The following is a 26750-nucleotide window of genomic DNA, read 5'->3' as shown; positions in this document are numbered from 1 at the left end:
TCCTGGTGGCTCCATGGTCCCGACGATGAGGTGCTCGCGTGGGCGGGGCGGTACTTCGCGACCCTGGCGTTCGCTGCGCGGGAAGCGGCGGTGTTCAAGTCGGCAGCGTCCGCCGTGGACTACGAGGTTTACCGGCAGCCGGACGGCGGGTGGGGCTGGAAGGCCATCGAGCCGGTGGGCTATTGCATGGCGAATTCGGCGGAAAATTTTTGCCCATCCGGGCCAGGCGCGCCGGGCCACGCGGAGCATCAGGAAGCACGTTTCGGGAGCGTCAGGCCCTTAGAAGCACTGCGGGGGCAGACCGTGGGCCGGCCCCCAATCCGGCACCGGCCCACGGCGGCGGCCGCCAGGGCCGCCATCACCTGTCACCGCATCCTTGGTGCAACAGGTGGGCTCACTGGGGCCGCCGGGCGGGCAGGGGCAGGCATGGAAGGCCGGTGGTGGTGCTGGTCTTCATGGGAGCCTTTCCTCGGCGCGCTACGGCGGCCGGCTGCTCAACCACGAGTAGGAACAAAATACCCTGCCCCTCAGCACTTGGACGACCCTTTTCACTCAACTGGTGGAAAAAAATTCGGGGTCTGACCCTGGCACCCTCCTGACTGCTATCGTGGGGAAGCTGTTCCACCGCGCCCCGCAGAGAGGAAGAGGCGATGTCCGAGGATCGGGTGTCCTACGGGTTCCCCCTGCCCGAGGGCGAGGTGTGCCCCACCGGCTCCTTCCGGCTCAACCTGGACACCGGCCTGAGTGAATGGTCCGACGGGCTGTTCCGCATCCACGGCTACGAACGGGGAATGGTGGTTCCGACCATGGACCTGGTCCTGGCCCACAAGCATCCCGATGACCGCGAAGCCGCCTGCCAGCTGGTCACTACCCTCATCCGTGACGGCGGCCAAGGGTCCAACTTCCACCGCATCATCGACAGCAAGGGCCACGAACACCGCGTCCTGACCGTAGCCGAAGCCGACCGGGACGAGGCCGGGAGGGTGGTCACCATCCACGGCCTCACCATCGACCTGACGCGTTCCATGGCCATTGAAAGCGGACACGCCGCCGCCTCCGCGCTGGTCAACGCCTACGCCACCCGCGGGGTCATTGAACAGGCCAAGGGCATCATCATGGGCTTCTTCAACATCGGTCCGGCTGAAGCGTTCACCGTGCTGTCCAAGCAGAGCCAGGACACCAACACCAAAGTGTCGGCGCTCGCGGCGCGCCTGGTCGAGGCTGCCGACAACGGCGCAGTGCACCCCATCCTGCAACGGTGGGCAGCACCACGGCCGGGCCACGCCAAGGGAACCCTGTCCCGCCGCCGCTGACGCGCGCCAGGTTCCCTTCGGCGGTAACGCATGACGCCGCCCTGCCGCCCGTCAATCCCTGCCGTGCACCTCGGCAAGGTTGTCCTCGGAGCGGTCCAGGTAGGCGAGCAGCAGGTCCCCGGCGCGGTCCAGTTGGCCCGCTTCAAGTGCCTCGCAGATTTTCTCGTTGTCCGGCAGGTACCGCTGGTAGAACAGGGCGTCGGCAGCGGCTTTGTGGAAGAACAGGCGCATTTCGGCCAGCACCTGGGCCATGATCGTGTTCAGCCGGTGGCTTCCGGCCAGGGCCACGATGGCGCCATGGAAGTGCTGGTTGGCAGTGCCGCCGGCTTCGTCGTCACCTGCTGCGGCGGCGCGCTTGCCTTCCTCTACTGCGGCACGGACGGCCGCGACATCATCCGGGCTGCCCCCGCCGCGGATTGCGCTGACCTCGATGGCGCGCCGCACGGCGTAGAGGTCGTGGATGTCCTCGGCCCCCAGGCTGGCAACAAAGACGCCGCGGTTGGGGTGCCGGACCACCAGCCGCTCGCTGGCCAGTTCCGCAAAGGCTTCACGCACCGTATTCCGCGAGACGCCCAAGTCCTCCGCGATGGTGGATTCGGTGAGGCGGGCCCCTGGGATCAGTGTCCCTTCGGCCAGTTGGCGGCGCAGCTCCTGTGCCACACGCTCGGCGACGGACGGGACTGCCACGCGCAGGCGGCCCGGAATGGTGCGGGCGGCGGAATCGAAGGTGGCCATACCGGAGAATTTACACGATCGTCACATCGTTGAATCGAAGGATTGTTGAACAATCCGTAGATTTGGTGCATGCTGGATACCACCAACCCAATGAGACGGGGATCACAATGACTTCCATCGACCTCAACAGCGACGTCGGAGAATCCTTTGGACGCTGGACCCTGGGCGATGACGCCGCAATGTTCAGCTCGGTGTCCAGCGCCAACGTCGCCTGCGGTTTCCACGCCGGCGACCCCACCGTGATCCGGCAGACCTGCCGGAGTGCCGCCCAGGCCGGCGTCACCATCGGCGCGCACGTGGGCTACCGGGACCTCGCAGGCTTCGGCCGCCGCTTCCTTGACGTCAACCCGGCCGAACTGGCCGACGACGTCGTCTACCAGATCGGTGCGCTGCAGGCCCTGGCCGCGGCGGAAGGCGCCCGGGTCCGCTACGTGAAGCCGCACGGTGGCCTCTACAACGCGATCGTGTCGCACACCGCCCAGGCGGGCGCAGTCGTCGACGCCGTTAAATCGGTGGACCCGGGATTGCCCATCATGGGACTTCCCGGCTCCGAGGTGCTGCGGCTTGCGGAGCAAGCCGGCCTGCGGACGGTCACCGAAGCCTTCGCGGACCGCGCCTACAACCCGGACGGAACGCTCGTTTCCCGCTCCCGGCCCGGCGCCGTCCTTCACGATCCCGCCGACGTGGCGGAACATGTACTCAGGATGGCCACCGAACAGTCCGTCAGGACCATCGACGGGTCCCTCCTGAAGCTGCACGCAGACAGCATCTGCGTGCATGGTGACTCCCCAGGGGCGGTCGCAATGGCCACCGCCGTGAAGTCCGCCCTCGCCGGCGCCGGCATCAGCATCAGCCCGTTCGCCTAGCCGCACCCCCAAGAATCCCGGCCATCCAGCCCCGCACCACACCCCGGAGAACCCCATGACCAGCATCAACAAGCCAGCAAAGACGGCGGCAAGGAAGCCGCCGGCCGGCGCCCTCAAGGCGTACGTCGCCAGCCTCACCGGCACCTCCCTCGAGTACTACGACTTCGCCATCTATTCCGTGGCATCCGCCCTTGTCTTCCCCAAAATTTTCTTCCCCGCCGGCGATGAGTTCGTCGGGCTCCTGCTGTCCTTCTCCGCCTTCGCGGTGGGCTACCTGGCGCGCCCCATCGGCGGCGTCGTGTTCGGCCGCCTTGGCGACAAGGTGGGCCGCAAGTACGTCCTGGTCTTCACGCTGGTGCTGATCGGCGCAGCCACCGTCCTGATCGGTGCGCTGCCCGACTACTCGGCCATCGGCGTCGCCGCGCCCACCATCCTGGTGCTGCTGCGCCTCGCCCAGGGCATCGGCGTCGGCGGCGAATGGGGCGGCGCGGTGCTGCTGTCCAGCGAATTCGGCGACCCCAACAAGCGCGGCTTCTGGTCCTCCGCGGCCCAGATCGGCCCGCCCGCCGGCAACCTCATGGCCAACGGCGTCCTGGCCGTCCTCGCCGCCTCGCTCAGCAACGAAGTCTTCCTCTCCTGGGGCTGGCGTGTCGCCTTCCTGGCCTCCGCGCTCCTGGTGGCGTTCGGCCTGTTGATCCGCCTCAAGCTGGAGGAAACCCCCGTCTTCAAGGCGATCCAGGCCCATGGCGAACGTCCCAAGGCGCCCATCAAGGAAGTCTTCACCAAGGAGCCCAAGGCGCTCGTATCGGCAGCCTTGTCCCGCCTCTGCCCGGACGTCCTCTACGCCCTGTTCACCGTTTTCGTGGCCGTCTACGCCACCAAGGAACTCGGCATGACCACCGGCAACGTCCTGGCCGCAATCCTCATCGGCTCCGCCTTCCAGCTGGTCCTCATCCCCGCGGCCGGCGCCCTCACCGACCGTTTCAACCGCCGCTGGGTCTACGGGATCGCCGCGGCGGCAACCGCCGTCTACATCCCGCTGTTCTTCCTGATGATCCAGGGCAAGTCCGTGCTGATGCTGACCATCGGCGTGGTCATCGGCCTGGCGCTGCACGCGTTCATGTACGGACCGCAGGCCGCTTTCATCACCGAACAGTTCCCGGCCCGCCTCCGCTACGCCGGCAGCTCCCTGGCCTACACCCTGGCCGGCGTGATCGGCGGGGCCGTGGCGCCGCTGATCTTCACCGCGCTGTACGGCGCCGCGTCCGGCGGCTGGCACCTGATCGCCGGCTACCTCGCCCTGACCGCCGTGATCACCATCGTGGGGATGCGCCTGGGCCGTGACCCGAAGCCCGATGAGGACCTCCACCTGCTCCACAACGGCAACACCCAGGAGAGCCGCGCCTGAGCGGCAAGGACACCATGGACACAGCCACCAGCCCCGCCACCGCCCGTGTTCTGGCCGTACGGCCGGTCGGAACGACGGCGGTCCTCGCCGAACTCTCCGGGCTCCAGGACGTCCTGGCCCTCCAGGCCCTCCTGCTGGAGCACCCGCTGCCCGGCCAGGTGGACGTCCTGGCCGCCGCCCAGACCGTCATGGTCAAGGCGGACTCTCCGGCGGCCGCCCGCCGGATGGCGGCCCTGCTGCCGGAGATGGACCTCACGGTCACCGCTCACGCCGAAGGAAAACTGGTGGTCATCGAGGCCGTCTACGACGGCGAGGACCTCGCCGAGGTGGGGCGCCTCACCGGGCTGGGTCCGGACGGAGTGGTGGCCGCCCACACCGGCCAGGTGTGGACCGTTGCGTTCGGCGGCTTCGCCCCCGGCTTCGGCTACATGGTGGGGGAGAACCAGTCCCTGGAAGTCCCGCGACGGAGCTCGCCGAGGACAGCGGTTCCTGCCGGATCCGTGGCGCTTGCCGGCAATTACTCGGCCGTCTACCCCCGGAAATCTCCGGGCGGGTGGCAACTGATCGGCCGCACCGAAGCCCGCATGTGGGACCTCAGCCGGGAACAGCCCGCCCTGGCCGCGCCGGGTGACCGTGTGCAGTTCAAGGCGGTCCGTGAGCTCGTGGAGGTCTCCGGCGCAACCGTGGACAACGCAGCCTCCGAAGCAGTGCAGCCGGTGCACTCGGGACTCCGGATCCTCGCACCCGGGCTGCAAAGCCTGGTCCAGGACCTCGGCCGTCCCGGACACGCGGGGCTGGGTGTCTCGACCGCCGGCGCCCTGGACCGCTCTTCGGTGCGCCGCGCCAACCGGATCGTCGGCAACCAGCCGTCAGCCGCCGTCGTCGAAAGTGTTGCCGGCGGGCTGCGCGTCCAGGCCGTGGGGGACCAGGTCCTCGCCATCACCGGCGCGCCCTCGGCGCTGACCATCGTGGCGCCGCCGGACACCGGGGACGGTGCCGGCGAAGGGGACGACGGCGGCCTGCCGGAGCAGGTGCGCGAGGTCCCCATGACCACCCCGTTCGCGCTGCTGGACGGCGAAACCCTGGCCATCGGCCCGCCGGACCGCGGCTTCCGCACCTACCTTGCCATCCGCGGCGGCGTGGAAGCCGATGCAGTGCTGGGCAGCCGGTCAACAGACACCATGTCCGGAATCGGCCCCGCGCCGCTGGCTGCCGGCCAACTGCTCGGCGCAGGCACGGCGACGTCCTCCAACGTGGTGGGCAACCCCGAACTGCAGCCTGAGTACCCGGATGCCGGCGTGACCGTCCTGGACATCGTGCCCGGACCACGGGACGACTGGTTCGACGCCGCCGCGCTCGAGTCGCTGTGCAGCCAGGACTGGGCCGTGACCCCGCGCTCCAACCGGGTGGGCATGCGCCTGGCAGGCGAGCCGCTCCGCCGCAGCCGGGACGGCGAACTGCCCAGTGAGGGAACCATGGCCGGTGCCCTGCAGATCCCGCCGGACGGCCAGCCCGTCCTGTTCCTGGCCGACCACCCCATTACCGGCGGCTACCCGGTGATCGGCGTTGTGGTGGACCAGCAGCTGGACCGCGCCGCGCAGGTTCCCATCGGCGGATCCATCCGGTTCCGCTGGGCCCCCGGCCACGCCCCGGCCTCCCCAGACACACCAAACGAAGTGAGCAACTGATGCGCAAGGTCCTGATCGCCAACCGCGGAGAAATCGCCGTCCGCATCGCCCGTGCCTGTGAGGACGCCGGGCTGGAATCCGTGGCGGTGTACGCCGACGTGGACGCCGACGCCATGCACGTGAACGCCGCCGGCGAGGCGTACAGCCTGGGCGGCAACGCGCCGTCGGACACCTACCTGGACATCGCCAAGCTGCTGCGGGCCGCATCAGACTCCGGCGCTGATGCCGTGCACCCCGGGTACGGCTTCCTGTCCGAAAACGCCGACTTCGCCGAAGCCGTGCTCGGCGCAGGGCTGACCTGGATCGGCCCGGACCCCGAAGCCATCCGGCAGCTCGGCAACAAGATCACCGCCCGGGAAATCGCCGTGCGGGCCGGTGCGCCGCTGGTGGCCGGCAGCGACGGGCCGGTAGCGTCGGCCGCCGAGGCCCGTGCCTTTGCCGAGGAACACGGTTTGCCGATCGCCATCAAGGCGGCGTTCGGCGGCGGCGGGCGCGGGCTCAAGGTGGTCCGCGACCTCGACCAGGTGGAAGAGGCGTTCGATTCCGCCGTCCGGGAGGCCGTGGTGGCCTTTGGCCGCGGGGAATGCTTCGTGGAGCGCTACCTGGACCGGCCCCGGCACGTGGAAGCCCAGGTCCTGGCGGACCTGCACGGCAACGTGGTGGTGGTGGGAACCCGGGACTGCTCGCTGCAGCGGCGGCACCAGAAGCTCGTGGAAGAGGCGCCGGCACCCTTCCTCACCGAGGACCAGACCCGGCAGATCTACGACGCCGCCAAGGCCATCTGCCGCGAAGCCGGCTACGCCGGCGCCGGGACGGTGGAGTTCCTGGTGGCCGGGGACGGCACGGTCGCCTTCCTGGAGGTCAACACCCGGCTGCAGGTGGAGCACCCCATCACCGAGGAAACCACCGGGGTGGACCTGGTGCAGGAACAGTTCCGCATTGCCGCCGGAGAACCGCTGCGGTTCGCCGCCGACCCCAGGCCGCGCGGCCACTCGTTCGAGTTCAGGCTTAACGCCGAAGACGTGGGACGCGGCTTCCTGCCCTCACCCGGCACCGTGGACGCCTTCACCGGGCCCACCGGCCCGGGAGTCCGCCTCGACTCGGGGGTGCGGACCGGGTCCATCGTGGCTCCCCAGTTCGACTCCCTCCTGGCCAAGCTGATCGTCACCGGGGCAAACCGGCAGCAGGCACTGCGACGCGCCCGCCGGGCGCTTGCGGAAATGCAGGTCACCGGGGTTGCCACCGTGCTGCCCTTCCACCGTGCCGTCGTCGAGGCACCGGACTTCACCTCCGAAACATCCCTGGGCATCCACACCCGCTGGATCGAAACGGACTTCGCGGAAACCATCGAGGCGGACCCGGACTTCGGCACCACCGCCCCGGACGGTGCACGGCGCACCATCACCGTTGACGTGGACGGACGCCGGCTGGCCGTCGGGCTGCCCGCCGCGCTGCTGTCCGGGTGGGAGCGCGCCGGCTCCGGCCTGCCGGCCGGGGTTTTCGCGGCGCCGGACGCCGGGGACGCGGCCGATGGCGGTGCTGCCGCCAACCCCGCCGAACTCCGCGCCGGAATGTCCGGCACAGTGGTGAAGTGGCTGGTGGAGGACGGTGCGGACGTCAACGCCGGGGACCCCGTCGTCGTCCTTGAAGCCATGAAGATGGAAACCCAGGTGACGGCGCACCGGGCAGGAACGCTTGCCGGGCGCCGTGTGGATGCCGGCGGCGTCGTGGGCCCGGGCGCTGTGCTGGCCCTGATCCAGTAGCCGCAGGGAACCCCCGGGCCAACTGGGCTATGATCGCGGAGTAGTCATAGGGTCCGGGGGTTTATATGACAAGTGCGGCAGGGCGGTTGGCCTCTACTGATGACATCAGCCGCGATCTCGAGCTTCTGGAGTACGGACTCAACCCTTCCCCGCACTCGCCGCTGCTGCCCAATGAGACGGTGCTGAAGGCCATACAAAACCTGGTGGGCCTGGCCGCGGAGCTCTGCGGCACCCCCTTCGGCGTGGTGAACATCGTCAGCGCGGCCCACCAGCACCAGGTCGGGGCCTGGGGAGTGGACCCCGGAGTGTGCTCCCGCCAGGACTCGATGTGCTCCAAGGTCTTCCTCACCGGTGAAAAGACGATCGTGGCGGACGCCTCCCGCGACTCCCGCTTTGCCGACAATCCGTTCGTGGCCGGCGACCTGGGGCGCGTCCGGTTCTACGCGTCCGTTCCGCTGGAAACGGCCACCGGCTTCATCCCCGGCAGCCTGTGCGTGTTCTCGGAAACTGCGCAGGAGCTGACCCCTGCGCAGGAGGGGATGCTGGAGGTCCTGGCCAAGCAGGTGGTGGAGTTGCTGGAACTGCAACGGCGCACCGTCCAGCTAGACCGGGCCTACGCCGAGCTGGAGGAAAGCAACGCCCGCCTGGCCGGTTTTGCCGGCCGCGTCAGCCATGACCTGCGCTCCCCGCTGACCACCATGCTGGGCTACCTGGAGATGCTGCAGGACGATCCCGACATCACCGCTGTCCCCGGTGCAGCCGAGGACCTGGAGAAGATCAGCGGCTCCGGCCGCCGGATGCTGGCCATGCTGGAGGACGTCCTGAGCTTCTCCCGTGTTGGCGGCGGCATCCAGCGGGAGTACGTCTCCCTGCGGACGGCAGCCACCGAAGCCGCATGGGACCTGGGCATCAACGATCCGTCCCTGGTGGATATTGAGGACGCCACCATCCACGCCGACCGCGGCCAGCTCAGGACCCTGCTCCAGAACCTGCTGTCCAACGCGCTGAATTACCGCAGCCCGCAGCGGCCCCTCCGGATCAGGGTCAGCGGGGTGTCCAACTACCACGGCTCCACGGTGTTCGTGGCGGACAACGGCAAGGGGATAGCGCCGGAAGACCGGGCGAAAGTCCTGGAACCGCTGGTGCGGCTGCACCGCGACGGGGACGGTGCCGGGACCGGGCTGGGCCTTGCCACCTGCAGCAGCATCGCCAAAGCCCACGGCGGCGAGCTCACGCTCACCGAAACCCCCGGCGGCGGCACCACCGTGGCGGTCAGTTTCCCGGCCGCCTGATTGTGCCGCCCTGCCGGAGCGCAGCTGCACGCCGTCAGGCCGGGTGGGCCACGCCGCGCACGGTGCTCAGGTGCGGGCCCTGCCGCGGACAAAGTGGAAGATCAGGACCACGACGGCAACAACCAGCAGGATGTGGATCAGGCCGCCGCCGATGTTGGCGAGCAGTCCTAGCAGCCACAAGACGGCAATGATGATGGCAATCCAAAGCAACATGGCGTTCTCCTCTTGGAATTTTCGAGTCAGATGGTGCTTTAGCCGCGGATTGTCACATCGTACGCCCGCACCCTCCGGTCGGAGGGAAACCGTGCTGGAAATTTTTTCCGCGGCTTGGTGACCGCCGGATGCCCCACTCGGAAAGCCGCTACTTCCTGGTGACCCGGTACCGCTCGATCTGCCGCAGCCGCCGCAGGAGGCTGTCCCGCCGGGGGTGCGGGACGGCGTCGGCCTCTTCAGCCGTGAGGTCGATGTGCCTGGTGCCGTACTGCCACAGCAGGAGGTCGTCCAGGAGTCGGTCCGGGCCGGGGGAGTAGCGGTGGTCCAGGGCCTTGCGGACCTCGGTGATCCGGTCCGCGGTGAGCAGCCCGGCAAGCTGCATGGTCTGGTTGAGCCCGTGCGCGGCGAGCAGTTCCGCTGCCCAGCCCCAGTCGTCGTCCACTTTGCGGTCCACGTGGGGGAGCAGGGTGCGCCACACGTCCCGGACGCGGTTGGGCGTGAGCGGCGCGGCGCCCTCGCCGTCGGTGTCCCAGAAGCTGCGCACTTCCTCGTACCGTTCGTGCAGGTCCGCGAAGGCGGTCTCCACCGTTTCGAGCATGGCCGCGGTGGCGGTGAACTGCCGGTCGAAGTGCGGCGTCCAGGCGCGGGGGTCCTCTGCCTTGAACCGGATGTCATGCTCGATCTCACTCCACGCGTGCGCGAAAATGGTGCGGATCTGGCACTCGAAGAAATAGCTGCCGTTGGGCGTGATGTCCGGGTTGAAGACCTGCTGGTACTCCTTGACGGCCTCGTTCTGGATGGTCCGCAGGATCAGGTGCCGGCTGGAATACCCGTAGGTCCCGGACTCAATGGAACCGATGTCCTTTTCCCGGTCCCCGCGGCAGTCGAACAACTGGCGCTGGCGCTTGATGATGTTGGCCACCGCGGCGTTCTCGGCAGGCAGCTTGGTGATGACCCGGATGCCCACCATGTCATTGAGGGTGCGGAACGGGTCCGGGAACTTCAACAGCCGCCGCCCGCCCGGCTCCAGCGGCTCCTCCGTGCGGGAGATCTTCTCCTTGAAGGACTCCACGGTTTTAGTGCGGCCGGTGACGAACAGCGGAGTGACCTCGCTGTCCTTCAGCATGTCCCGCAAGACCAGGAGGACGTCCCGGGTGACCAGCTTCAGGGCAGGGCGGACGCGTTCGTAGATTTCCACGTTGTGCTGCACGGATTCGCGCAGCTCTGCGTCCAGGCTCTCCCAGTTAGTCGGCATGAATCCAGCTTACGGCCGGGGACTGACAGAACGACGGCGGAGCCCGGCATGGACGTCACAGGCCGCCACAGGCGGTTCCCGGTTCAGCCCTGGGCTGCGGCCGTGGACCCGCGCACCACCAGTGAGGTCTCCAGGGTGACGCCACCGGGTTTGAGGGCCTTGCCCTCCATCAGGCGGCGCAGCTGTTCGCCAGCCTTCTGGCCCAGGGACGTGGCCGGCAGGTGCACGCTGGTCAGGCCGGGATTGCTGGTGGCCGAATAGGGGAGATCGTCGAAGCCGGCCACCGCGAGCTCATCGGGGATCCGCACCCCGGCCACCCGCGCCTCCTGCAGCACGCCGTAACCGTGGGTGTCGGTGCCGCAGGCCACAGCGGTCACCCCGGCCCGCTGCCAGGCCGGCCAGGCGGCGGCGAACGCGGAAGCCGCCGTGCCGACGTCGATGGTGGTGCTGATGATCCGCTCCGGATCCACGTTAATGCCGCGTGCGGCGGCTTCCTCCAGGAACGCCGCCCGCCGCACGGCAAACGTCTCCGTGCCGGTGACGCTGTCCACATACGCCGCTTCCCTGTGTCCGGCCGCCGCCAGGTGGGCTGCCAGCTGGCGGGCGCCGCTGGCCACGTCCAGGTTGACCGAGGGGGCATAGGACTCCAGCCCCGGCGCGTCCAGCAGGACCAGCGGCGACGGAGAGGCGAGGTCTTCGATGAAACGCGCGTTGGGGGCGTCCACCAGGAGCCCCGCCGGGCGGAGCGACATCAGCCGCCGGACGTCGTCGGCCTCCGGGAACTCCCCGGCCTCGGTGACGGACAGCAGCAGCTGGTACTGCGGGCCCAACGATTCCCGCACCCCGGCGATGACCTTGGCGAAGAAGGGGTTGGAAATGTCCGGTGCCACCAGGATCACAATGGAGCTGACGCCTTTGGCCAGCGAACTGCCAATCCCGTCCACCACATAGCCCAGCTCCGTGATGGCGTCCCGCACCCGGGAGATGTTGTCCTCGGAGACGCGGCCCGCGGTCTTGCCGTTGGCCACCAGGGACACGGTGGCCGTTGAAACACCCGCCCTGGCAGCCACCATGGCGGCGGTGACCCGCCCGGGGCGCCCGGCCTGCTGTTTTTGTTCCGCGGATTCCATACGTCGATCGTAGTAGGCAGGTCCCGCGGCCACCGTGCAGGCGGCCTCAACCGACGAAGTCGAGGTCCGCCGGAGTGGCAGGCTCCTCCTTGCGGCGCCGGCGGCCGCCGTGCTGGGCAGCGGCCCCGGCCAGGACCACCAGCAGGATGCCGACAACCTGGACGGCTGAGGGTTGCTGGTGCAGGATCAGCAGCCCCAGCAGGACGCCAACGGCAGGTTCCAGGGCCATCAGCGTCCCGAAGGCGGTGGGCGTCATCCGGCGCAGCGCCAGCATTTCCAGCGCGAACGGCAGGACGGGCAGCAGCACGGCCAGTCCGGCAGCGGCGGCCAGGACCTCCAGGGTGAGGTGCCCGGCGGCCTGGGGAATTCCGACGGCGGCAGCGGCCAGCGCGGCGATGGGCACCGTGATGGTGAGCGAGCCGATGCCGCTGAACCTGTCACCCAGTTGCTGGGTCAGCAGGATGTAGAAACCCCAGCCGCAGGCGGCCAGCGCGGCCCAGGCCACGCCGGCCAGGTTGAAGCTCCCCTGCCAGGGCTCCGTGAGCAGGACGACGCCGGCCAGCGCCAACGCGGGCCAGGCCAGGGCCGTGCGGTGCGGGCTGCGCAGCGCGGCCACGGTCAGCGGGCCCAGGAATTCAATGGCGACGGCGGTCCCCAACGGGATGTGCTCCACGGCGGCCAGGAACCCCACGGTCATGACGCCGGTGGTGAGGCCCAGGCCCAGCAGCGGCAGCACGTCCCGGCGGCGGATGGACCGCAGCGGCGGGCGGCCAATGACCAGCAGGATGACGGCGCCCATGCTCAGGCGCAGCCAGGCGGTGCCGGCGGGGCCGACGGTGTCGATGAGGTTGACGGACAGGGCGGACCCAAGCTGGACGGAGAGGATCGCCGTGACGGCCAGGGTCCACGGCGGCACCTGCGGTTTCCGGTCACGCACCGCTGCCCTCCTGATGCGGTGAGGAGCCCACGCCGGGCTCGAAAACAGCCATCGAAAAGGCCACCGGGCCGCTGCCCTCATTCGCGTATGCGTGGGCCACGTCGCCGGGAAAGGAGATGGCGTCACCGGCCTCCAGGACGTGGGACTCGCCGCCGACCACCACCGTGAGCACGCCCTCCCGGACCTGCAGCAGTTCCTTGGTTCCGGCGGCGTGCGCCTCACTGTCCAGGCGGTCCCCGGGCACCATGGTCCAGTCCCACAGCTCCACCACGTCCGGGGACTGGGTGCCGGCCACCAGCACGCCGCGGCCGCCTTTGATGGAGGTCCACAAGGCTGCGCCCTTGCCGCTGCGGGTGACGGTCACAGGCCGGGGCTGCGGGGAATCAACCAGCGACGGGAGGCCGATGCCCAGCGCGTCGCTGATCCGCAGCAGCGTCCCCACGCTGGGATTCGCCGCCCCCTGCTCTACATTGACCAGCATCCGCCGGCTGACACCGGCGGCGTCCGCCAGTCCGTCCAAGGTCCAGCCCCTGGACTGCCGTTCCAGCCGTACCCTGCCGCCGATGGCCGCGGCGAGGGCAGAAGTACTTTCATCCATGAGTGCATCATACTGCACTTTAGGTGCAATTTTTCGTCGGGCCGCGGTGCGCAAAAGCAGTGGGCCGGAGCGGTAATGGCACGCCTGAGCTACAGACGGCAGTTACCATAGCCTGCAGTACGTCAAACGCTTGACCTGCACGGACGTTAAGCGTTTGACGTGTGCCACAATCAGCTGCCATGATCACTCCTGAACGCTTCAGCTCCCCGCGGCGCCATCAGGCGCGGGCCCCAATGACGTGGAGAACACCATGGAACCCAACTTCCAGGCCCCAGGGCAGGTAAAGGCAGCACCCAGGAAGATCATCCTGGACTGCGACCCCGGGCATGACGACGCCGTGGCGCTGCTGCTGGCGCACGGCAACCCGGACATCGAGCTGCTGGCCGTCACCACCGTGGTGGGCAACCAGACCCTCGAAAAAGTCACCCGCAACGCCCTCGCCGTCGGCACCATTGCCGGAATCACCGGCGTCCCCTTCGCCGCCGGCTGCCCCCGCCCGCTGGTCCGCAGCATCGAAACCGCGCCGGACATCCACGGCGACTCCGGCATGGACGGCCCCGCCCTGCCCGAGTCCACCATCGAGCTGGACCCGCGCCACGCCGTCGACCTCATCATCGACACCGTCATGGCGCACGAGCCGGGCACCGTCACCCTCGTCCCCACCGCCGGCCTGACCAACATCGCCATGGCCGCGCGCAAGGAACCGCGCATCGTGGAACGCGTCAAGGAAGTGGTCCTCATGGGTGGCGGCTACCACGTGGGCAACTGGAGCGCCGTGGCCGAGTTCAACATCATCATCGACCCCGAAGCTGCCCACATCGTCTTCAACGAGAAGTGGCCGGTAGTGATGGTGGGCCTGGACCTCACGCACCAGGCGCTGGCCACCCCGGACGTGGTGGAGAAGATCGCCGCCATCGGCACCAAGCCGGCGAAGTTCGTCACGGAGCTGATGGACTTCTTCGCCCACACCTACAAGGACGCCCAGGGCTTCGACTACCCGCCTGTCCACGATCCCTGCGCCGTGGCCTACGTGATCGACCCCAGCATCGTCAGCACCCGCAAGGTCCCCGTCAACATCGAGCTGACGGGCACGCTCACGCTGGGCATGACCGTGGCCGATTTCCGCGCCCCGGCACCCGCCGACTGCCACACCAGCGTGGCCGTGGACCTGGACCACGCACGGTTCTGGGACCTGGTCACCGACGCCCTGGTGCGCATCGGCGAGCCGGGCGCCGGCGATGTGGACAACAAAGGCAACGCGTCCGACGTCGACCTTAACGAAGGTGCCCAGCTCACCGCCGGAGGGGTCAAGTAAGTGGCTGCCACCCTCACCGAAACGAAGACCGGCCGCGGCAACGTCACCGCCCTCATGACCGCACTCCTGGCCGCCTGCGTGGCGTTCCAGCTCAACGCCTCCATGCTCAGCCCCGCCCTGGTGACCATGGGCGAGGAACTCAAGGCGGACCAGGCCCTCATCGGGCTCTCGCAGACCTGGTTCTTCACCGCCGCCGCACTGTTCTCCCTGTTCCTGCCGCGCCTGAGCGACATCGTGGGCCGCAAGAAGGTCCTGGTGGGCATGATGCTGCTCATGGCCGTGGGCTCCGTCATCGCCGCGCTGGCCCCGGACATCACCTGGCTCTTCGTGGGCCGCATCATCCAGGGCGTCAGCGGCCCCACCGTCCCGCTCTGCCTCATCATGCTGCGCTCCGCCGTCAGCAACCCCCGCAAGTACGGCACCCTCATGGGCCTGATCACCGCAGTCAACGGAGGCGTGGCCGGCGTGGACTCCTTCGTGGGCGGCTACTTCGCCGAGCACTACGGCTTCCGCAGCATCTTCTGGCTGATGGTGGTCCTGGCCGTTGCCGCCACCGCCCTGATCCTGTTCCTGGCCGCCGAAAGCAAGCCTGCCGCCGGCACCACCATGGACTGGCTGGGCGTGTTCTTCATCGTGGTGGCCGTGGGCGCCCTGCTCACGGCCCTCAACGAGGGCTCCAAACTGGTGGCCGGCTTCGATTCCGGCACCCTGATCCTGAGCCTTATCCTGGTGGCCGTGGCCGCCGCCGCGTTCTTCGCCTTCTGGCGCACCGAACAGCGCGCCGCCCAGCCCATGGTGGAAACGGTCCACCTGCGCCAGCGCGCCACGTGGGCGCCGCTGCTCACCACCACCCTGACCATGACCGGCATCTTTGCCGTGATCAACGGCATCGTCCCCGCCTACGTCCAGGCAGCCAGCCCCGGCTTCGGCGTCGGGCCCACCGAGATGTCCCTGATCATCCTCACCCCGTACGCCCTGCTGGGCTGGGTGGTGGGTCCGCTCAGCGGCAAGCTCGCCCCCGTTCTCGGCTACACCAAGGTGCTGCGCATCGGACTCCTGGGCAGCATCGCGGCCCTGGCCATCATCGCTTTCCTGGGCCTCCACAGCCTGCCCATGATGATCGCCGGAACGGTCTTGCTGGGCATCATGTACGCCGGTACGGTCAACATCATGCTCAACGGACTCGGCGTTGTCCTCTCACCGGCCGGCAACCCCGGCTTCCTCCCCGGCATGAACGCCGGCGCCTTCAACCTCGGCGCGGGCCTGAGCTTCCTCATCCTGCCGGCCGTGCTGGTGGCAACGTCGGCACTCGGTGACGCGACGGCGTCGTACCTCACCGTGGTGGTGGTGGGACTGGCCCTGACCGTGGCCGCGTTCGCGGCGTCCCTGCTGATCCCCAAGCCGGTCGAGGCAGAGGTGGCATCATGAGCGGCGCAGCAGCGGCGGGCGGCCGGATCGTCGTCGTCGGCTCCCTGAACGCCGACCTCACCATCTACTGCGAACGGCTCCCGCAGCCCGGCGAGACGGTGCACGGCAACGGATTCGCCGTCAACCCCGGCGGCAAGAGCGCCAACCAGGCCGTGGCGGCGGGCCGGCTGGGCGGCCACGTCAGCCTGGTGGGAGCCGTGGGGGACGACCCCAACGGCCACATGCTCCTGGCCTCCGTGGCCGGCGCCGGCGTGGACGTGGGCCGGGTGCGCACCTCCACCAGCCAGCCCACGGGCGTTGCCGTGATCGCCGTTGACGCCGGCGGCGAGAACAACATCATCATCTCCGCCGGCGCCAACGGCACGCTGTCCCCGGCAGACGTGGCGGAGGCCGCGGACGTGCTGGACGGCGCCGCCGTCGTCACCCTCTGCCTGGAGGTGGCCATGCCCACGGTGCTGGCCGCCGCAAAGGCCGGGCACGACGCCGGCGCGAAAGTCCTGCTCAACCTCTCGCCGTATGCGCACATTCCGTCAGAGCTGGCCGGGCTGACGGACGTCCTGCTGGTCAACGCGCATGAGGCCGCGCTGTTCCTGGGGCCGGGCGCCTCGGTTCCCGGAGCCGGCGCACACGCGGCCCAGTGGGACGCCGTCCGTGAGCGCTTCGCCGAGCGGGGGATCCGGCAGGTCCTGGTCACCCTGGGGGCACACGGTTCCGTGGTGCTCGATTCGGACGCCCCCGCCAACCGCACCGTGGTGTTCGTGGAGCCCACCAGCGTCTCCGCCGTGGACACCACCGGCGCCGGGGACGCTTTCACCGGTGCGGTGGCCGTACGGCTGGCAGCCGGGGACGGGCTCGCCGATGCTGCGGCGTTCGCGTCCGTTGCCGCGGCGCTCGCCACCACGCGCAAGGGAACCCAGGCGGCGTATCCGGAGGCGGCCGACGTCGAACGGCGCCTCCGCGCGTCCTGACCGCCAGGCGCTCGATCCTAACCTTGTCCGCCGATCCTGACCTTCAAGGCAAGGATCGGCGAACAAGGTTAGGAACCCGGCTGTGGGCCGGCCCTACGTCCGCCCGCCGTAATCTCAGTTCAGCAGCCAGGCCGCGCCGAGCAGCAGCGGGACGGCCAGCGCCGAGGTGATCACCGCCGTCGTCTGCGCCAGGCTCTGCCCCACCCGGTAGCGGACCGCGTAGAGCACCACGTTCTGGCCGGTGGGCAGGATGGCGCAGGCTGTCACCACGAAGGTGTTGAAGTCGTCCAAGTGGAAGACGTACCGGGCCAGGACCCAGGCCAGGGCAGGCTGGATGGCGGACTTGAGGACCACCGCCAGGGCCGTAGGCGCACTCTCGCTGCTGCTGGCCCGGGGGGACAGCCCATGCAGGGACATGCCGAAGATGATCAGCATCAGCGGCACGGTCACCTGCGCGATCAGTTTCAGCGGATCCAGCACCAGTTCCGGGATCTCGATGCCGGCGCCGCTGACAACGATGCCCAGGATGGCCGCCACCGTGACCGGGTTGCGGAACGGGGTGGCCAGGATGCGGCGGACGGACGGTTTGGTCCCCTCAGGGTTGGTCAGGTCAAGGATGGTCAGCGCGATCGGGGTGACCACGGCCAGCTGGAACAGCATGATGGGCGTGACGTAGGTGGCGCTGCCCATGACGTACTGGGAGAGCGGGACGCCCAGGTTGGTGGAGTTCACGATTCCCGTGGCCAGGGCGCCGATGGTGGTCCGGCGCACGCCCCACCTGGCCAGCGCCCCCACCAGGGCGAACACCGCCATCATCGCGGTGGCCGTGAGCACGGAGATCAAGCCGGTTTCGCTCAGGACCTCGGTGATGTGCCGGGTGGCGATCATCGAGAACATCAGGCTGGGCAGGCCCACCAGGAACGTGAGGCTGGAGAGCACCTTGGTGCCCTGCGGCCCCAGGGCGTTGGTCCTGCCCAGGATGTAGCCCACCAGCATGACCACGCCCACCACAAAAAATCCCTTGAGGACTCCGTCCACTCCGCTGTCCTTAAGTTTCCGTTGTCAGCGGCAGCCTTCCGCCGCCGGTTCCACGCCGGCGTTGGCGCACCTTGAAGTAAACCATGCCGTCCGCCGGCGGCCGGATTACGTTGCGTCGGTGGGTGCGGCCCGGTGGTCGATGGCTGCGGTCAGCCGGTCGATCCTGTCCATGGCGTCGGTGAGTTTCTCGACGGCGGCCCACAGGTCCGGCTGTTGGTCCCGGATCTGTTCCAGGGACGCGCCGGTGGAGCGCAGGGAGGCAAGGTCGAAGCTGACGTTGGTGCGGGCGCCGGCGACGGCGGCGCGGAGGGCGCCAAACGCGACGACGACGTCGGCGATCAAGGCCTTGTTCCCGTGCGTAGCCAGCCAGGCCAGGTCATCGAAGGCTGCGATGGCGTGGTCTCCCAGCACCGCGGAGGCCTTCGCTGCCTGCACGGAGGCGTCGCGGACCGCCTCGTCCCGCTCCAGGCCGGGCTCCAGCCGGAAGGCGGCGCCGAAGGCCTTGGACGCCGCCGAATCCTCATCGGCAAGCCGCAGCGCCTCCTGCCTTAGCGACCGCGCCCTCGCCTGGATGCTGTCCACCGTGCCCTGCTGCCCATCTCCGGCGTCGGTGTATCCGGCCACCATGGATGCGAGTGAGGCGGCCACTGCCAGCATGACGCCGGTTCCGGCGCCGCCGCCGGGTGAGCCGGTCGATTCGGCCAGTGCCTGCGTCCATTCCTCAACGGTGGATGACTGCGTGGTGATATCGGGTTCCTGCATACCGGAGGCGTGCCCAGAAATGCCCGCGGCTAAACAGGACGGATGTGCCCGGTCACGCGCCCCGGTAGTCTCGGCCCATGAGCCAGCACGCCGTCCACCGCCACCACTACGGCCCGGATCCCAGCCAGTGGGGCGAACTGTTCCTCCCGGACCTGGTCCCGGGAACGCGGCACCAGGGCGTGGTGGTGGTCATCCACGGCGGCTACTGGCGCTCCACCTATGGTGCGGAGCTGGGCGAACCGCTCGCCCGGGACCTCGCGGAGCACGGCATGGCTGCCTGGAACCTGGAGTACCGGCGCGCGGGCAACGGCGGCGGCTGGCCAGCCACGTTCGACGACGTCCTGGCCGGCATCGACCACCTTGCCGTGCTCGCGGACAGCTACCCGCTGGACCTGCGGACGGTGGTGGCCCTGGGCCATTCCGCCGGTGGACATCTGGCGGTCTGGGCCGCCGGGCGGGACCGGCCTGCCGGCGTCCGGCTCACCGGTGTGGTGAGCCAGTCCGGCGTCCTGGACCTGGCCGAGGCCGAACGGCTGCACCTCAGCGACGGTGCGGTGGCCAACCTGCTGGGCGGACCGTCGTCGGAATTCCCCGGCCGGCACCGGGACGCGGACCCCATGGCGGCCCTCCCGCTGGAGGTTTCGGTGTACGCCGTCCACGCCGAGGCCGACCAGGACGTGCCATCCTCCATGTCCACGCGCTACGTCCAGGCCAGCCTTGCCGGGAGTGTTCCCGCCCGCCTCGTCACCGTGCCCGGCGACCACTTTTCCCTGATCGACACCACCCACCCCGCCTATGCCACGTGCAGGGAGCTGGTGCGCGGACTGCTGCGGTGACACGAAAATGCTGGCAGGGCCGCTTCTCTGGCAGAGTATGAGCATGCTCACAGTGATTGGCGAAGGCCTAGTTGACGTTGTCCAGCGCGCCTCGGGGATCGAGGCCCATGTGGGCGGCAGCCCGCTCAACGTTGCGGTGGGCCTGGCCCGCCTGGACCACCCGGTGCAGTTTATTGGCCGCTACGGGCGCGACGCCTACGGCGACTCGGTGGCCGCGCACCTCCGCGCCAGCTCCGTCATGCTTCCGCTGGGCCCGGACGACCTTCCCACCAGCGTGGCCACCGCACTGATTGACGACGACGGCGCCGCAACCTACACGTTCGACCTCGCCTGGCAGCTTCCCGGCATCGCCGACCGGCTCGGCTTCATGCTGCAGGGGACCACGCTGCTGCACACCGGATCCATCGCCGCGATGCTGGCTCCCGGAGCCACTGAGGTGCTGGCCGCCGTCGAATACGCCCACCCGCACGCCACCATCAGCTACGACCCCAACTGCCGGCCGAGCATCATCAAGGACGTGGACCTGGCGCGCCGGCATGCGGAGAAGTTTGTCTCCCTGTCCGACGTGGTCAAGGCCTCCGACGAGGACCTCGCCTGGCTGTACCCCGGGCAGGATGTGCTGGACTCGGCCCGTGCGTGGCTGGCTTTGGGCGGCTCGGAAGGTCCGGCCATGGTGGTGGTGACCCGGGGCGGCGAGGGTCCGTGGGGGGTCACCGCTGCAGGTGAGGCCGAGGTTCCGGCGCCGCGCGTTGAGGTGGCGGACACGGTGGGGGCCGGCGACTCCTTCATGGCGGCGCTGCTCTCCGGGCTGGTGGACCGTGGACTCGACGGTGCACAGAACCGGAAGGACCTGCGGGATATGCCTGCAGAGGCGCTCGCCGAACTCCTGGCCCATGCCGCCCGGGCCGCGGCCGTAACCGTCTCCCGCCCCGGCGCGAACCCGCCAACCCGGACGGAAATGAACGGACTGGTGGCCGGCTAAAGCAGCAGTAACCTCCCGCTTCGACAGCTCAGGATTAATGCTTTAGTATTTTTTGCTTGAAAAGCATGTAGCTAGGCTATCGAAGGAAAGGGCGATGGTTCCTTTTGGTGGATCAGGAAATGTGGACACGCGCGAGCGGGCCGGGAGCATCACCGTCACGGACGTCCTCGACGCCCTAAGCGAGTTCCGCGCCGCGGAAACCGCCATGCTCCGCCGCACCCGGAGCATCCTGGACCGGGGCGCCTCGGACGCCCTTGCCCTCCGTTACATCCGGGAGGCAACGCTGCGCGGCGATGGCATGCGTCCCACCGAACTCTCGGCGCTCCTGGGCCTCAGCTCGGCTTCCATTACTGCGCTCATTGACCGCCTGGTGCTCAGCGGCGTCGTCGTGCGCGAGCCCCACCCCTCCGATCGGCGCGCCTCCATCCTGCGGAGCACTTCCCACAGCGAGGCCGAAGAGCTGCGCGCCCTTGACGATGCGCGGCGGCCCGTTGCCGACGTCATCGCTTCCCTGGACAGTGAGGAACTGGGGGCGGTCCTTGGGTTCCTCCTGCGCATGCGCCAGGCCATGGATGAGGTTGCCAGAAGCTAGTTTTGCTCCGGCTGGACAATTGCCTTGGGGTACTAAATACTAGGCGAACTAGCAATTTGGCCAACGAATGATCGAGGATGACAGTGACAGCCGTAGCAGAACCCCAGGGACAGGACGAGCAGGCTCTCGCGGACGTTGTGGCCCTGCCGCTGGCACACGGCCACGATGCTTCCGGTGACATCGACAACGGTCATGCGGAGCTGGCTTTTGCTGCTGACGACTGGATGACGGCCATCAGCGTGGCCTCCGCCAAGCTGGAGCAGCTTCAGTGGGAAGTGGATGCAGCCGAGGAAGACCTCTGCGCCGCGCTTCGGGGCGCCTCGGCGTCCAGCGTCAGCGCCTCCGTGCTGGCCAGGGCGGCCGGCCTGACGACGGCCGAACTCGAAACCTACCTCGCCCGCCCGGCGCTGACTGCCCCTGCTGCCGTGTCGCCACTGGCTGCTGCATCCCCGCTGGCGGCAGCGCCGGCACTGGCGGCCGCACCGATGGCGGCAGCATCGCCCCTGGCAGCGCCGGCACAGGCCTGATCCTCCGCCCGGGGTTCCGACCCGTTCCTGTGCGGGCGTTACTCCGCCGCGTGCTCCAGGTCCGCGATGACGCGCCTCAGCCGCGCGCCGGCGTCGTCCGCCACTTCCTTGACCGCGGCCGACTGGCTGAGCTGCACCATGGTCTGCGGATCAATGGCCTCCACGGTGGTTGAATCCGCCGAATCATTCCGGTGTACCACCACATTGCAGGGCAACAGGGCGCCCATTTCCGGCTCCGCCGCCAGCGCGCGGCTGGCCAGTGCCGGATTGCACGCGCCGAGGATGACATAGTCCCCGACGGCGTCCGCAGCTTCTGCGCCAAGCTTCTTCCCGAATGTTGCGCGCACATCGATCTCGGTCAGGATGCCGAACCCCTGGGCTGCAAGGGCTTCGCGCGTGCGTTCCACGGCTTCGGCCCAGGGGAGGGGCAGCGAAGTGGCAAGGGTATACGTCATTGGTGCTCCTTGGGGTTGTCTTGATGGGCGCCGGGGCCGCCGGCCTATGCCAGGGAGAGGAAGAGCTTCTCGAGTTCCTTGCGGTCCATGGTCTCGTCCTTCTGGACGATGCACTGCTCCAGTCCGGTGGCAATGATCGCAAAGCCTGCGCGGTCCAGGGCCTTTGACACCGCCGCCAGCTGGGTGACGACGTCCTTGCAGTCCCGGCCTTCCTCGAGCATCCGGGTCACGGCTGCGAGCTGGCCCTGGGCGCGCTTAAGGCGGTTGATCACGGGCGTCAGTTCGGTGGGGTTCAGTTCCAAGGTGTCCTCCATGCATGGGCGGCTAACGGAAATAGTATACCCCCTAGGGTGTTTTGACTACCCCAGGGGGTATCTGTAATACTCGGTGGGGTATCCGCCCAACACCTCCCGAGAGGCCCTTCGTGACTTCCCCTTCTGCCGCAGCCGTGACCGCACTAGCCCCCGAGGCCCTTCAGTCCTGGATTAAGGAGCACCAGGACCTCGTAGTCATCGACGTCCGCTCCGCTGCCGAATTTGAGTCCCTGCACATCCGCGGGTCCTACAACGTGCCGCTGCCCCTGCTGGCCGAGCACACCGATGAGCTCGCTGCCCGCCTGGGATCCCGCGTGGTCCTGGTCTGCCAGTCCGGCGTCCGTGCAGAGCAGGCGCGCCAGCGGCTGGCCAAGGCGGGGATTGAGACCGCCTATGTCCTGACGGGCGGGGCGCCCCGGTACGCCGCTGCCGGCGGTGACGTGGTCAAGGGCAAGGACCGCTGGGACCTCGAACGCCAGGTGCGCCTGGTGGCCGGTTCGCTGGTGGCCCTGGGCCTGGCTGGCGGCAAATTCGTTTCCCCCAGGATGCGTGCGCTTGCCGGGGTGATCGGCGCCGGCCTGACCTTCTCCGCCGCCACCAACACCTGCGCCATGGGCAAGGCCATCTCGGCCATGCCGTGGAACAAGGCAGCCAAGGAGCCCACCCGCGAAAGCGCCATCCTTGCCCTGCCCGTGCAGTCGGCCGACGAGGGCGCGGCGGCATGATCCCGGCCCTGGGTCTGGGGCTCGTCGTCGGCGTCGTACTGGGCGTGGTTGGGGGTGGCGGGTCCATCATTGCCGTTCCGGCCCTGGTGTACGGCGTGGGCATGAGCCCGGCCCAGGCAATTCCCACTTCCCTGTTGGTGGTGGGAATCTCCTCGCTGGCAGCCCTGCTCCCCCGCCTGAGGGAAGGGCTGAACTGGCACGTGATCGCGCTGGTGGGGGGTGCCGGCATCCCGGCAGCCCTAGCCGGCGCAGCCGTGGGCAAGCTGCTGGACCCGAATATCCTCATGCTGGCCTTCGCCGTGATCATGGTGGCCGCGGGTATCCGGATGTTGAGCAAGCCCCGCGAAAGCGAAGGCTCCTGCAGCGCCGGGCCGGACCGGGCCTTCCGGTCCTGCGCCCCAAAGGCGGTCGGAGTGGGCCTGCTGGTCGGGTTCCTTACCGGGCTGCTGGGCGTGGGCGGGGGCTTCCTGATAACCCCGGCGCTGACCATCTTCCTGGGCCTGCGCATGAAGCAGGCGGTGGGAACGTCCCTGGCCATCATTGTGGTCAACTCGGCTGCCGGGTTCAGCGCCCACGCCGCCGGCTACACCCTCGACTGGGCCACCACCCTGGCGTTCGCCATCCCGGCGATCGTGGGATCAGTGGTTGCCGCACAGTTTGCGCGGCGCCTGCGCGACAAACACATCCGCATTTCATTCGCGGTAGTCATCTTCGCCGTCGCAGCATGGGTCACCGCCGGCACGGTTACCGCCTGAGCCAGCACCACAGAAAGGACACCACCATGGGACTCCTCGACTCTCTCAAGAAGGCCTTCAGCAAGCCCTACAAGACCATTTCCGTGGCTGAAGCCAAGGAGCTCCTGGGTTCCGGCGCCACCCTGATCGACGTCAGGTCCGCACAGGAATGGCGGACCGGGCGGGCGCCGCAGGCCAGGCACGTTCCGCTGGACCGTCTCCAGGGCAGCGCCACCGGATTCAACAGGAACCGGCCCGTGATTGCTGTCTGCGCCTCCGGCGTACGCTCCGCCTCCGCCGCCCGACTCCTTGCCACGCAAGGCTACGACGCCTACTCGGTGCGCGGCGGCATGGCCGCCTGGCGCCAGGCCGGCGAACCCGTCCGATAGCGCCCGGCACCCCGCGCATCCCAACCGCTACTGCTTCATAGGAGAACCACCATGGCTGACATCGCCATCACCGAAGCCGACCGTCGCCGCTCCGCCGCACGGATCCTCGACGTCCGCGAGGACTTTGAAGTCGCGGAGGGCATGATCCCCGGCGCCCTGCACATTCCCGTGGGCCAGTTGCAGGCCCGCCTGGGCGAGCTCGACCCGGCCGTGCCCGTGATCGCCGTTTGCCGCAGCGGAAACCGCAGCGCCGCCGTCGCCGATGCCCTCAACGGCGCCGGCTACAAAGCGGACACCATGGCCGGCGGCATGACCGCCTGGACCCGCGCAGGACTCCCCACCACCTAAGCCCCGCCCCTGGCGGCACCGGCAAGCCCACCGTAAGCGACAGACCACCCCCGAAAGGACACCCCAGGCCATGGCCACCATCGACATCACCGAACAGACCTTTGCCCGGACCTTGGAGGGCAGCGACATCGTGTTCGTTGACTTCTGGGCAGCCTGGTGCGGCCCCTGCCGCATGTTCGCCCCCACCTACGGCGCCGCTGCGGAACGCCACCCGGACATCACCTTCGCCAAGGTGGACACCGAGGCCGAGCAGGGCCTGGCCGCCGCAGCGAACATCACCTCCATCCCCACGGGTCATGGCCTTCAAGGACAAGACCCTCGTCTTTTCCCAGCCCGGGGCCCTCAACGCCACCGGCCTCGAGGAAGTCATCCAGGCGGTCAAGAACCTGGACATGGACCAGCTCCGCGCGGAGTTTGGCCCCAAGCACGCCTGAGAGGCGGGCGCCTTCCGCGCCGGAAATTCCCGGCCGCAGCGCACTTGCAAGATACCCCCGGGGGTATCTAAACTGATTGCAGAACACCCCACCACCTACTCCACGAAGGAGTGCACCACATGCTTATCGAGCGCATCTACGACGAAGACCTCGCCCAGGCCAGCTACCTGATCGGCTGCCAGGCCAAGGGTGAAGCCATTGTCGTGGACGGACGCCGCGACATCGCCGTCTACCAGGACCTCGCCGCGAAGAACGGCATGAAGATCGTGGCCGTCACCGAAACCCACATCCATGCCGACTACCTTTCCGGTACCCGTGAACTGGCAGCCGCCACCGGCGCCAGGATTTATGTTTCCGGTGAAGGCGGCCCGGACTGGCAGTACGAATTCGACGGCGAGCGGCTCCACGACGGCGACGCCATCACGCTCGGCAACATCAGCATCAAGGCCCTCCACACCCCGGGCCACACGCCGGAGCACCTGTCCTTCCTGGTCACTGACGGCGCCTTCAGTGACCAGCCCGGCTACCTGCTCTCCGGTGACTTCGTGTTCTCCGGCGACCTGGGACGTCCCGACCTGCTGGACGAGGCTGCCGGCGGCGTGGACACCCGGTTTGAGGGTGCCAGGCAGCTCTTCGCCAGCCTGCGGGACAAGTTCCTCACCCTGCCGGACTACGTGCAGGTCCACCCGGCCCACGGCGCCGGCAGTGCCTGCGGCAAGGCCCTTGGCGCCATTCCGTCCTCCACGGTGGGCTACGAACGGCTCTACGCCTGGTGGGGTCCGTACCTGGCCGCCAACGATGAACAGGGCTTCATCGACGAACTCCTCGACGGCCAGCCGGATGCGCACGCCTACTTCGGCCGCATGAAGCGCGAAAACCGGGTAGGCCCTGCCGTCATGGGTGAACGCGCCCCGCTGCCGGAGCTTTCCACCGGCATCGTCGCCGCCGGCCTCGAAGAAGACACCCTGACCTTTATTGACACCCGTTCCCACAACGACGTCCATGAAGGCACCGTGGTCCGGTCCCTGAACGTCCCGGCCGGCAAATCGGTGGCCAGTTACGGAGCGTGGGTGGTGAACCCGGAGACGGACCAGAACCCGCTGGTGCTGCTGGCCGGCGGGCAGGACGAGGCCATGGGCATGTGGGACCACCTGGTCCGCGTGGGCATCGACAACGTGGCCGGATATGTCACCGGCATCGAGGAACTGCCCAGCTTCACCCCCAAGCTCATCCAGCCTGAAGAGCTGGCCGGCTTCGACGCCGCCATGGTCCTGGACGTCCGCAACAAGACCGAGCACAAGGCCGGACACATCCCCGGCTCCCACCAGCTCAGCGGCGGCCGCGTGATGTGGCACCTGGACGAGCTTCCCGCCAACGGCACCATCGTCACCTACTGCCAGTCCGGCGTCCGGAACTCCGTCGCCGCCAGCGCCCTGCGCCGTGACGGGCACGACGTCGTCGAACTTGACGGCAGCTACGCGGCCTGGAACATGTGGCAGCAGTCCATGCCGAACGCCATGGCAGCACACTAACCTCACAGACCGCCCGGGCAGGACCCCCCTCCCGCCCGGGCTCCGCCCGCGCACGTTTCCCCGAACGGCGCGGGCACGCCCGCAGCGTTACCCCCAACCCTGCGGGCTACCCGCCCGGGTGCGCTTCCCCCAAGCGCGCCCGGGCACCTTCACGCCCACCTGCCAGGCCTCAG

Annotated in this window: 28 protein-coding genes and 1 pseudogene; 19 read left to right on the top strand and 10 right to left on the bottom strand. The window is 68.8% G+C overall.

The annotated features are described in order from the left end of the window. Nucleotides 1–650: 650 nt before the first annotated feature. Nucleotides 651–1313, top strand: a complete 663-nt coding sequence (locus AS031_RS12060; RefSeq protein ID WP_058268385.1) for a PAS and ANTAR domain-containing protein — start codon at nt 651–653, stop codon at nt 1311–1313. 51 nt (nt 1314–1364) lie between these two features. Here AS031_RS12060 and AS031_RS12055 read toward each other — a convergent pair whose 3' ends face one another. Continuing rightward, nucleotides 1365–2048 carry a GntR family transcriptional regulator gene (locus AS031_RS12055; RefSeq protein ID WP_058268384.1) on the bottom strand — a complete coding sequence of 228 codons (684 nt, stop codon included), beginning with the start codon at nt 2046–2048 and terminating at the stop codon, nt 1365–1367. Between the two features lie 107 nt (nt 2049–2155). On the opposite strand from AS031_RS12055, the gene AS031_RS12050 reads away from it, so the two are divergent. The 5 genes from AS031_RS12050 to AS031_RS12030 all read left to right on the top strand — a co-directional run bounded on the left by AS031_RS12050 (nt 2156) and on the right by AS031_RS12030 (nt 9065). After that, nucleotides 2156–2914: a LamB/YcsF family protein gene (locus AS031_RS12050; protein ID WP_058268383.1), complete on the top strand. Its 759-nt coding sequence runs from the start codon at nt 2156–2158 to the stop codon at nt 2912–2914. A gap of 55 nt (nt 2915–2969) precedes the next feature. Beyond that, complete coding sequence (locus AS031_RS12045) at nt 2970–4322, top strand: MFS transporter (protein ID WP_058268382.1); 1353 nt, start codon at nt 2970–2972, stop codon at nt 4320–4322. A 14-nt stretch (nt 4323–4336) separates the two neighbouring features. Next, the gene (locus tag AS031_RS12040; RefSeq protein ID WP_058268381.1) at nt 4337–6010 is read left to right on the top strand and encodes a 5-oxoprolinase subunit B/C family protein; all 1674 of its coding nucleotides are present in this window, start codon (nt 4337–4339) and stop codon (nt 6008–6010) included. Further along, nucleotides 6010–7773 (top strand): acetyl/propionyl/methylcrotonyl-CoA carboxylase subunit alpha, encoded by a 1764-nt coding sequence (locus AS031_RS12035; RefSeq protein WP_058268380.1) that lies wholly within the window; start codon nt 6010–6012, stop codon nt 7771–7773. The genes AS031_RS12040 and AS031_RS12035 overlap by 1 nt, the downstream gene beginning before the upstream one ends. A gap of 65 nt (nt 7774–7838) precedes the next feature. Continuing rightward, nucleotides 7839–9065 carry a GAF domain-containing sensor histidine kinase gene (locus AS031_RS12030; protein WP_058268379.1) on the top strand — a complete coding sequence of 409 codons (1227 nt, stop codon included), beginning with the start codon at nt 7839–7841 and terminating at the stop codon, nt 9063–9065. A 66-nt stretch (nt 9066–9131) separates the two neighbouring features. Here AS031_RS12030 and AS031_RS19805 read toward each other — a convergent pair whose 3' ends face one another. The 5 genes from AS031_RS19805 to AS031_RS12010 all read right to left on the bottom strand — a co-directional run bounded on the left by AS031_RS19805 (nt 9132) and on the right by AS031_RS12010 (nt 13198). Then, a complete protein-coding gene (locus tag AS031_RS19805; RefSeq protein WP_141688811.1) occupies nt 9132–9278 on the bottom strand; it encodes a lmo0937 family membrane protein in 147 nt (48 codons plus the stop codon). A gap of 148 nt (nt 9279–9426) precedes the next feature. Continuing rightward, nucleotides 9427–10533 (bottom strand): GTP pyrophosphokinase, encoded by a 1107-nt coding sequence (locus AS031_RS12025; protein WP_058268378.1) that lies wholly within the window; start codon nt 10531–10533, stop codon nt 9427–9429. A gap of 83 nt (nt 10534–10616) precedes the next feature. Next, entirely contained in the window at nt 10617–11663 is a 1047-nt protein-coding gene (locus tag AS031_RS12020) for a LacI family DNA-binding transcriptional regulator (RefSeq protein ID WP_058268377.1), read from the bottom strand. Between the two features lie 46 nt (nt 11664–11709). Beyond that, entirely contained in the window at nt 11710–12600 is an 891-nt protein-coding gene (locus AS031_RS12015) for an EamA family transporter (RefSeq protein ID WP_058268376.1), read from the bottom strand. After that, nucleotides 12593–13198: a helix-turn-helix domain-containing protein gene (locus tag AS031_RS12010; RefSeq protein WP_058268375.1), complete on the bottom strand. Its 606-nt coding sequence runs from the start codon at nt 13196–13198 to the stop codon at nt 12593–12595. The genes AS031_RS12015 and AS031_RS12010 overlap by 8 nt, the downstream gene beginning before the upstream one ends. Nucleotides 13199–13448: 250 nt before the next feature. Here AS031_RS12010 and uriH point away from each other — a divergent pair, with 250 nt between their 5' ends. From uriH to AS031_RS11995, 3 genes are read left to right on the top strand one after another with little or no spacing between them, the layout of a single operon-like run. Then, the gene (uriH, locus tag AS031_RS12005; RefSeq protein WP_058268374.1) at nt 13449–14513 is read left to right on the top strand and encodes a uridine-preferring nucleoside hydrolase UriH; all 1065 of its coding nucleotides are present in this window, start codon (nt 13449–13451) and stop codon (nt 14511–14513) included. Between the two features lie 54 nt (nt 14514–14567). Continuing rightward, a complete protein-coding gene (gene uriT, locus AS031_RS12000) occupies nt 14568–15941 on the top strand; it encodes a uridine transporter UriT (protein ID WP_058268493.1) in 1374 nt (457 codons plus the stop codon). Next, nucleotides 15938–16909, top strand: a complete 972-nt coding sequence (locus AS031_RS11995) for a ribokinase (protein WP_058268373.1) — start codon at nt 15938–15940, stop codon at nt 16907–16909. The genes uriT and AS031_RS11995 overlap by 4 nt, the downstream gene beginning before the upstream one ends. 114 nt (nt 16910–17023) lie before the next feature. Here AS031_RS11995 and AS031_RS11990 read toward each other — a convergent pair whose 3' ends face one another. Both AS031_RS11990 and AS031_RS11985 read right to left on the bottom strand, forming a co-directional pair. Then, complete coding sequence (locus AS031_RS11990; protein ID WP_058268372.1) at nt 17024–17947, bottom strand: AEC family transporter; 924 nt, start codon at nt 17945–17947, stop codon at nt 17024–17026. A 105-nt stretch (nt 17948–18052) separates the two neighbouring features. Further along, nucleotides 18053–18709 carry a cyclodeaminase/cyclohydrolase family protein gene (locus AS031_RS11985; protein ID WP_058268371.1) on the bottom strand — a complete coding sequence of 219 codons (657 nt, stop codon included), beginning with the start codon at nt 18707–18709 and terminating at the stop codon, nt 18053–18055. Between the two features lie 77 nt (nt 18710–18786). Here AS031_RS11985 and AS031_RS11980 point away from each other — a divergent pair, with 77 nt between their 5' ends. From AS031_RS11980 to AS031_RS11965, 4 genes are all read left to right on the top strand, one after another. Then, complete coding sequence (locus AS031_RS11980; RefSeq protein ID WP_058268370.1) at nt 18787–19545, top strand: alpha/beta hydrolase; 759 nt, start codon at nt 18787–18789, stop codon at nt 19543–19545. Between the two features lie 43 nt (nt 19546–19588). After that, entirely contained in the window at nt 19589–20527 is a 939-nt protein-coding gene (locus AS031_RS11975; protein WP_058268492.1) for a carbohydrate kinase family protein, read from the top strand. Between the two features lie 94 nt (nt 20528–20621). Further along, on the top strand, nt 20622–21119 hold the full coding sequence (locus AS031_RS11970; RefSeq protein WP_074446963.1) for a MarR family winged helix-turn-helix transcriptional regulator: 498 nt from the start codon (nt 20622–20624) through the stop codon (nt 21117–21119). An 83-nt stretch (nt 21120–21202) separates the two neighbouring features. Continuing rightward, entirely contained in the window at nt 21203–21646 is a 444-nt protein-coding gene (locus AS031_RS11965) for a hypothetical protein (RefSeq protein ID WP_141688810.1), read from the top strand. Nucleotides 21647–21684: 38 nt separating this feature from the next. Here the strand turns inward: AS031_RS11965 and AS031_RS11960 are convergent, their stop codons facing one another. Together AS031_RS11960 and AS031_RS11955 are read right to left on the bottom strand one after the other, a co-directional pair. Next, complete coding sequence (locus AS031_RS11960; RefSeq protein WP_058268367.1) at nt 21685–22101, bottom strand: DUF302 domain-containing protein; 417 nt, start codon at nt 22099–22101, stop codon at nt 21685–21687. A 44-nt stretch (nt 22102–22145) separates the two neighbouring features. Next, nucleotides 22146–22403, bottom strand: coding sequence for a metal-sensitive transcriptional regulator (locus tag AS031_RS11955; protein WP_012630939.1), 258 nt, complete (start codon nt 22401–22403; stop codon nt 22146–22148). A 122-nt stretch (nt 22404–22525) separates the two neighbouring features. Here AS031_RS11955 and AS031_RS11950 point away from each other — a divergent pair, with 122 nt between their 5' ends. The 6 genes and pseudogenes from AS031_RS11950 to AS031_RS11925 all read left to right on the top strand — a co-directional run bounded on the left by AS031_RS11950 (nt 22526) and on the right by AS031_RS11925 (nt 26577). Beyond that, a complete protein-coding gene (locus AS031_RS11950) occupies nt 22526–23140 on the top strand; it encodes a rhodanese-like domain-containing protein (protein ID WP_058268366.1) in 615 nt (204 codons plus the stop codon). Further along, nucleotides 23137–23895, top strand: a complete 759-nt coding sequence (locus AS031_RS11945) for a sulfite exporter TauE/SafE family protein (protein WP_058268365.1) — start codon at nt 23137–23139, stop codon at nt 23893–23895. Before AS031_RS11950 ends, AS031_RS11945 begins: the two co-directional genes overlap by 4 nt. A gap of 26 nt (nt 23896–23921) precedes the next feature. Then, nucleotides 23922–24263: a rhodanese-like domain-containing protein gene (locus tag AS031_RS11940; RefSeq protein WP_058268364.1), complete on the top strand. Its 342-nt coding sequence runs from the start codon at nt 23922–23924 to the stop codon at nt 24261–24263. A gap of 51 nt (nt 24264–24314) precedes the next feature. Then, nucleotides 24315–24611 carry a rhodanese-like domain-containing protein gene (locus tag AS031_RS11935; protein WP_058268363.1) on the top strand — a complete coding sequence of 99 codons (297 nt, stop codon included), beginning with the start codon at nt 24315–24317 and terminating at the stop codon, nt 24609–24611. 70 nt (nt 24612–24681) lie between these two features. Next, nucleotides 24682–25045: pseudogene (locus AS031_RS11930) on the top strand (thioredoxin family protein). A gap of 119 nt (nt 25046–25164) precedes the next feature. Continuing rightward, on the top strand, nt 25165–26577 hold the full coding sequence (locus AS031_RS11925; RefSeq protein WP_058268362.1) for an MBL fold metallo-hydrolase: 1413 nt from the start codon (nt 25165–25167) through the stop codon (nt 26575–26577). Nucleotides 26578–26750: the final 173 nt, after the last annotated feature.

Source organism: Pseudarthrobacter enclensis (genome assembly GCF_001457025.1).
In the GTDB taxonomy this organism is placed as follows: domain Bacteria; phylum Actinomycetota; class Actinomycetes; order Actinomycetales; family Micrococcaceae; genus Arthrobacter; species Arthrobacter enclensis.
The sequence above is the reverse complement of the archived record's forward strand: the minus strand, read 5'-3'. Positions and strand labels throughout refer to the sequence as shown.

Bases quoted from the DNA above. Each gene is read 5' to 3' on its own strand.
- AS031_RS12055 (WP_058268384.1), bottom strand. From the start codon at position 2,048: ATGGCCACCTTCGATTCCGCCGCCCGCACCATTCCGGGCCGCCTGCGC.
- AS031_RS11935 (WP_058268363.1), top strand. From the start codon at position 24,315: ATGGCTGACATCGCCATCACCGAAGCCGACCGTCGCCGCTCCGCCGCA.
- AS031_RS11975 (WP_058268492.1), top strand. From the start codon at position 19,589: ATGCTCACAGTGATTGGCGAAGGCCTAGTTGACGTTGTCCAGCGCGCC.
- uriT (WP_058268493.1), top strand. From the start codon at position 14,568: ATGACCGCACTCCTGGCCGCCTGCGTGGCGTTCCAGCTCAACGCCTCC.
- AS031_RS11995 (WP_058268373.1), top strand. From the start codon at position 15,938: ATGAGCGGCGCAGCAGCGGCGGGCGGCCGGATCGTCGTCGTCGGCTCC.
- AS031_RS12020 (WP_058268377.1), bottom strand. From the start codon at position 11,663: ATGGAATCCGCGGAACAAAAACAGCAGGCCGGGCGCCCCGGGCGGGTC.
- AS031_RS11925 (WP_058268362.1), top strand. From the start codon at position 25,165: ATGCTTATCGAGCGCATCTACGACGAAGACCTCGCCCAGGCCAGCTAC.
- AS031_RS19805 (WP_141688811.1), bottom strand. From the start codon at position 9,278: ATGTTGCTTTGGATTGCCATCATCATTGCCGTCTTGTGGCTGCTAGGA.
- AS031_RS12040 (WP_058268381.1), top strand. From the start codon at position 4,337: ATGGACACAGCCACCAGCCCCGCCACCGCCCGTGTTCTGGCCGTACGG.
- AS031_RS11980 (WP_058268370.1), top strand. From the start codon at position 18,787: ATGAGCCAGCACGCCGTCCACCGCCACCACTACGGCCCGGATCCCAGC.
- AS031_RS12050 (WP_058268383.1), top strand. From the start codon at position 2,156: ATGACTTCCATCGACCTCAACAGCGACGTCGGAGAATCCTTTGGACGC.
- AS031_RS11940 (WP_058268364.1), top strand. From the start codon at position 23,922: ATGGGACTCCTCGACTCTCTCAAGAAGGCCTTCAGCAAGCCCTACAAG.
- uriH (WP_058268374.1), top strand. From the start codon at position 13,449: ATGGAACCCAACTTCCAGGCCCCAGGGCAGGTAAAGGCAGCACCCAGG.
- AS031_RS11985 (WP_058268371.1), bottom strand. From the start codon at position 18,709: ATGCAGGAACCCGATATCACCACGCAGTCATCCACCGTTGAGGAATGG.
- AS031_RS12060 (WP_058268385.1), top strand. From the start codon at position 651: ATGTCCGAGGATCGGGTGTCCTACGGGTTCCCCCTGCCCGAGGGCGAG.
- AS031_RS12010 (WP_058268375.1), bottom strand. From the start codon at position 13,198: ATGGATGAAAGTACTTCTGCCCTCGCCGCGGCCATCGGCGGCAGGGTA.
- AS031_RS12025 (WP_058268378.1), bottom strand. From the start codon at position 10,533: ATGCCGACTAACTGGGAGAGCCTGGACGCAGAGCTGCGCGAATCCGTG.
- AS031_RS11945 (WP_058268365.1), top strand. From the start codon at position 23,137: ATGATCCCGGCCCTGGGTCTGGGGCTCGTCGTCGGCGTCGTACTGGGC.
- AS031_RS11970 (WP_074446963.1), top strand. From the start codon at position 20,622: ATGGTTCCTTTTGGTGGATCAGGAAATGTGGACACGCGCGAGCGGGCC.
- AS031_RS12035 (WP_058268380.1), top strand. From the start codon at position 6,010: ATGCGCAAGGTCCTGATCGCCAACCGCGGAGAAATCGCCGTCCGCATC.
- AS031_RS11960 (WP_058268367.1), bottom strand. From the start codon at position 22,101: ATGACGTATACCCTTGCCACTTCGCTGCCCCTCCCCTGGGCCGAAGCC.
- AS031_RS12030 (WP_058268379.1), top strand. From the start codon at position 7,839: ATGACAAGTGCGGCAGGGCGGTTGGCCTCTACTGATGACATCAGCCGC.
- AS031_RS12045 (WP_058268382.1), top strand. From the start codon at position 2,970: ATGACCAGCATCAACAAGCCAGCAAAGACGGCGGCAAGGAAGCCGCCG.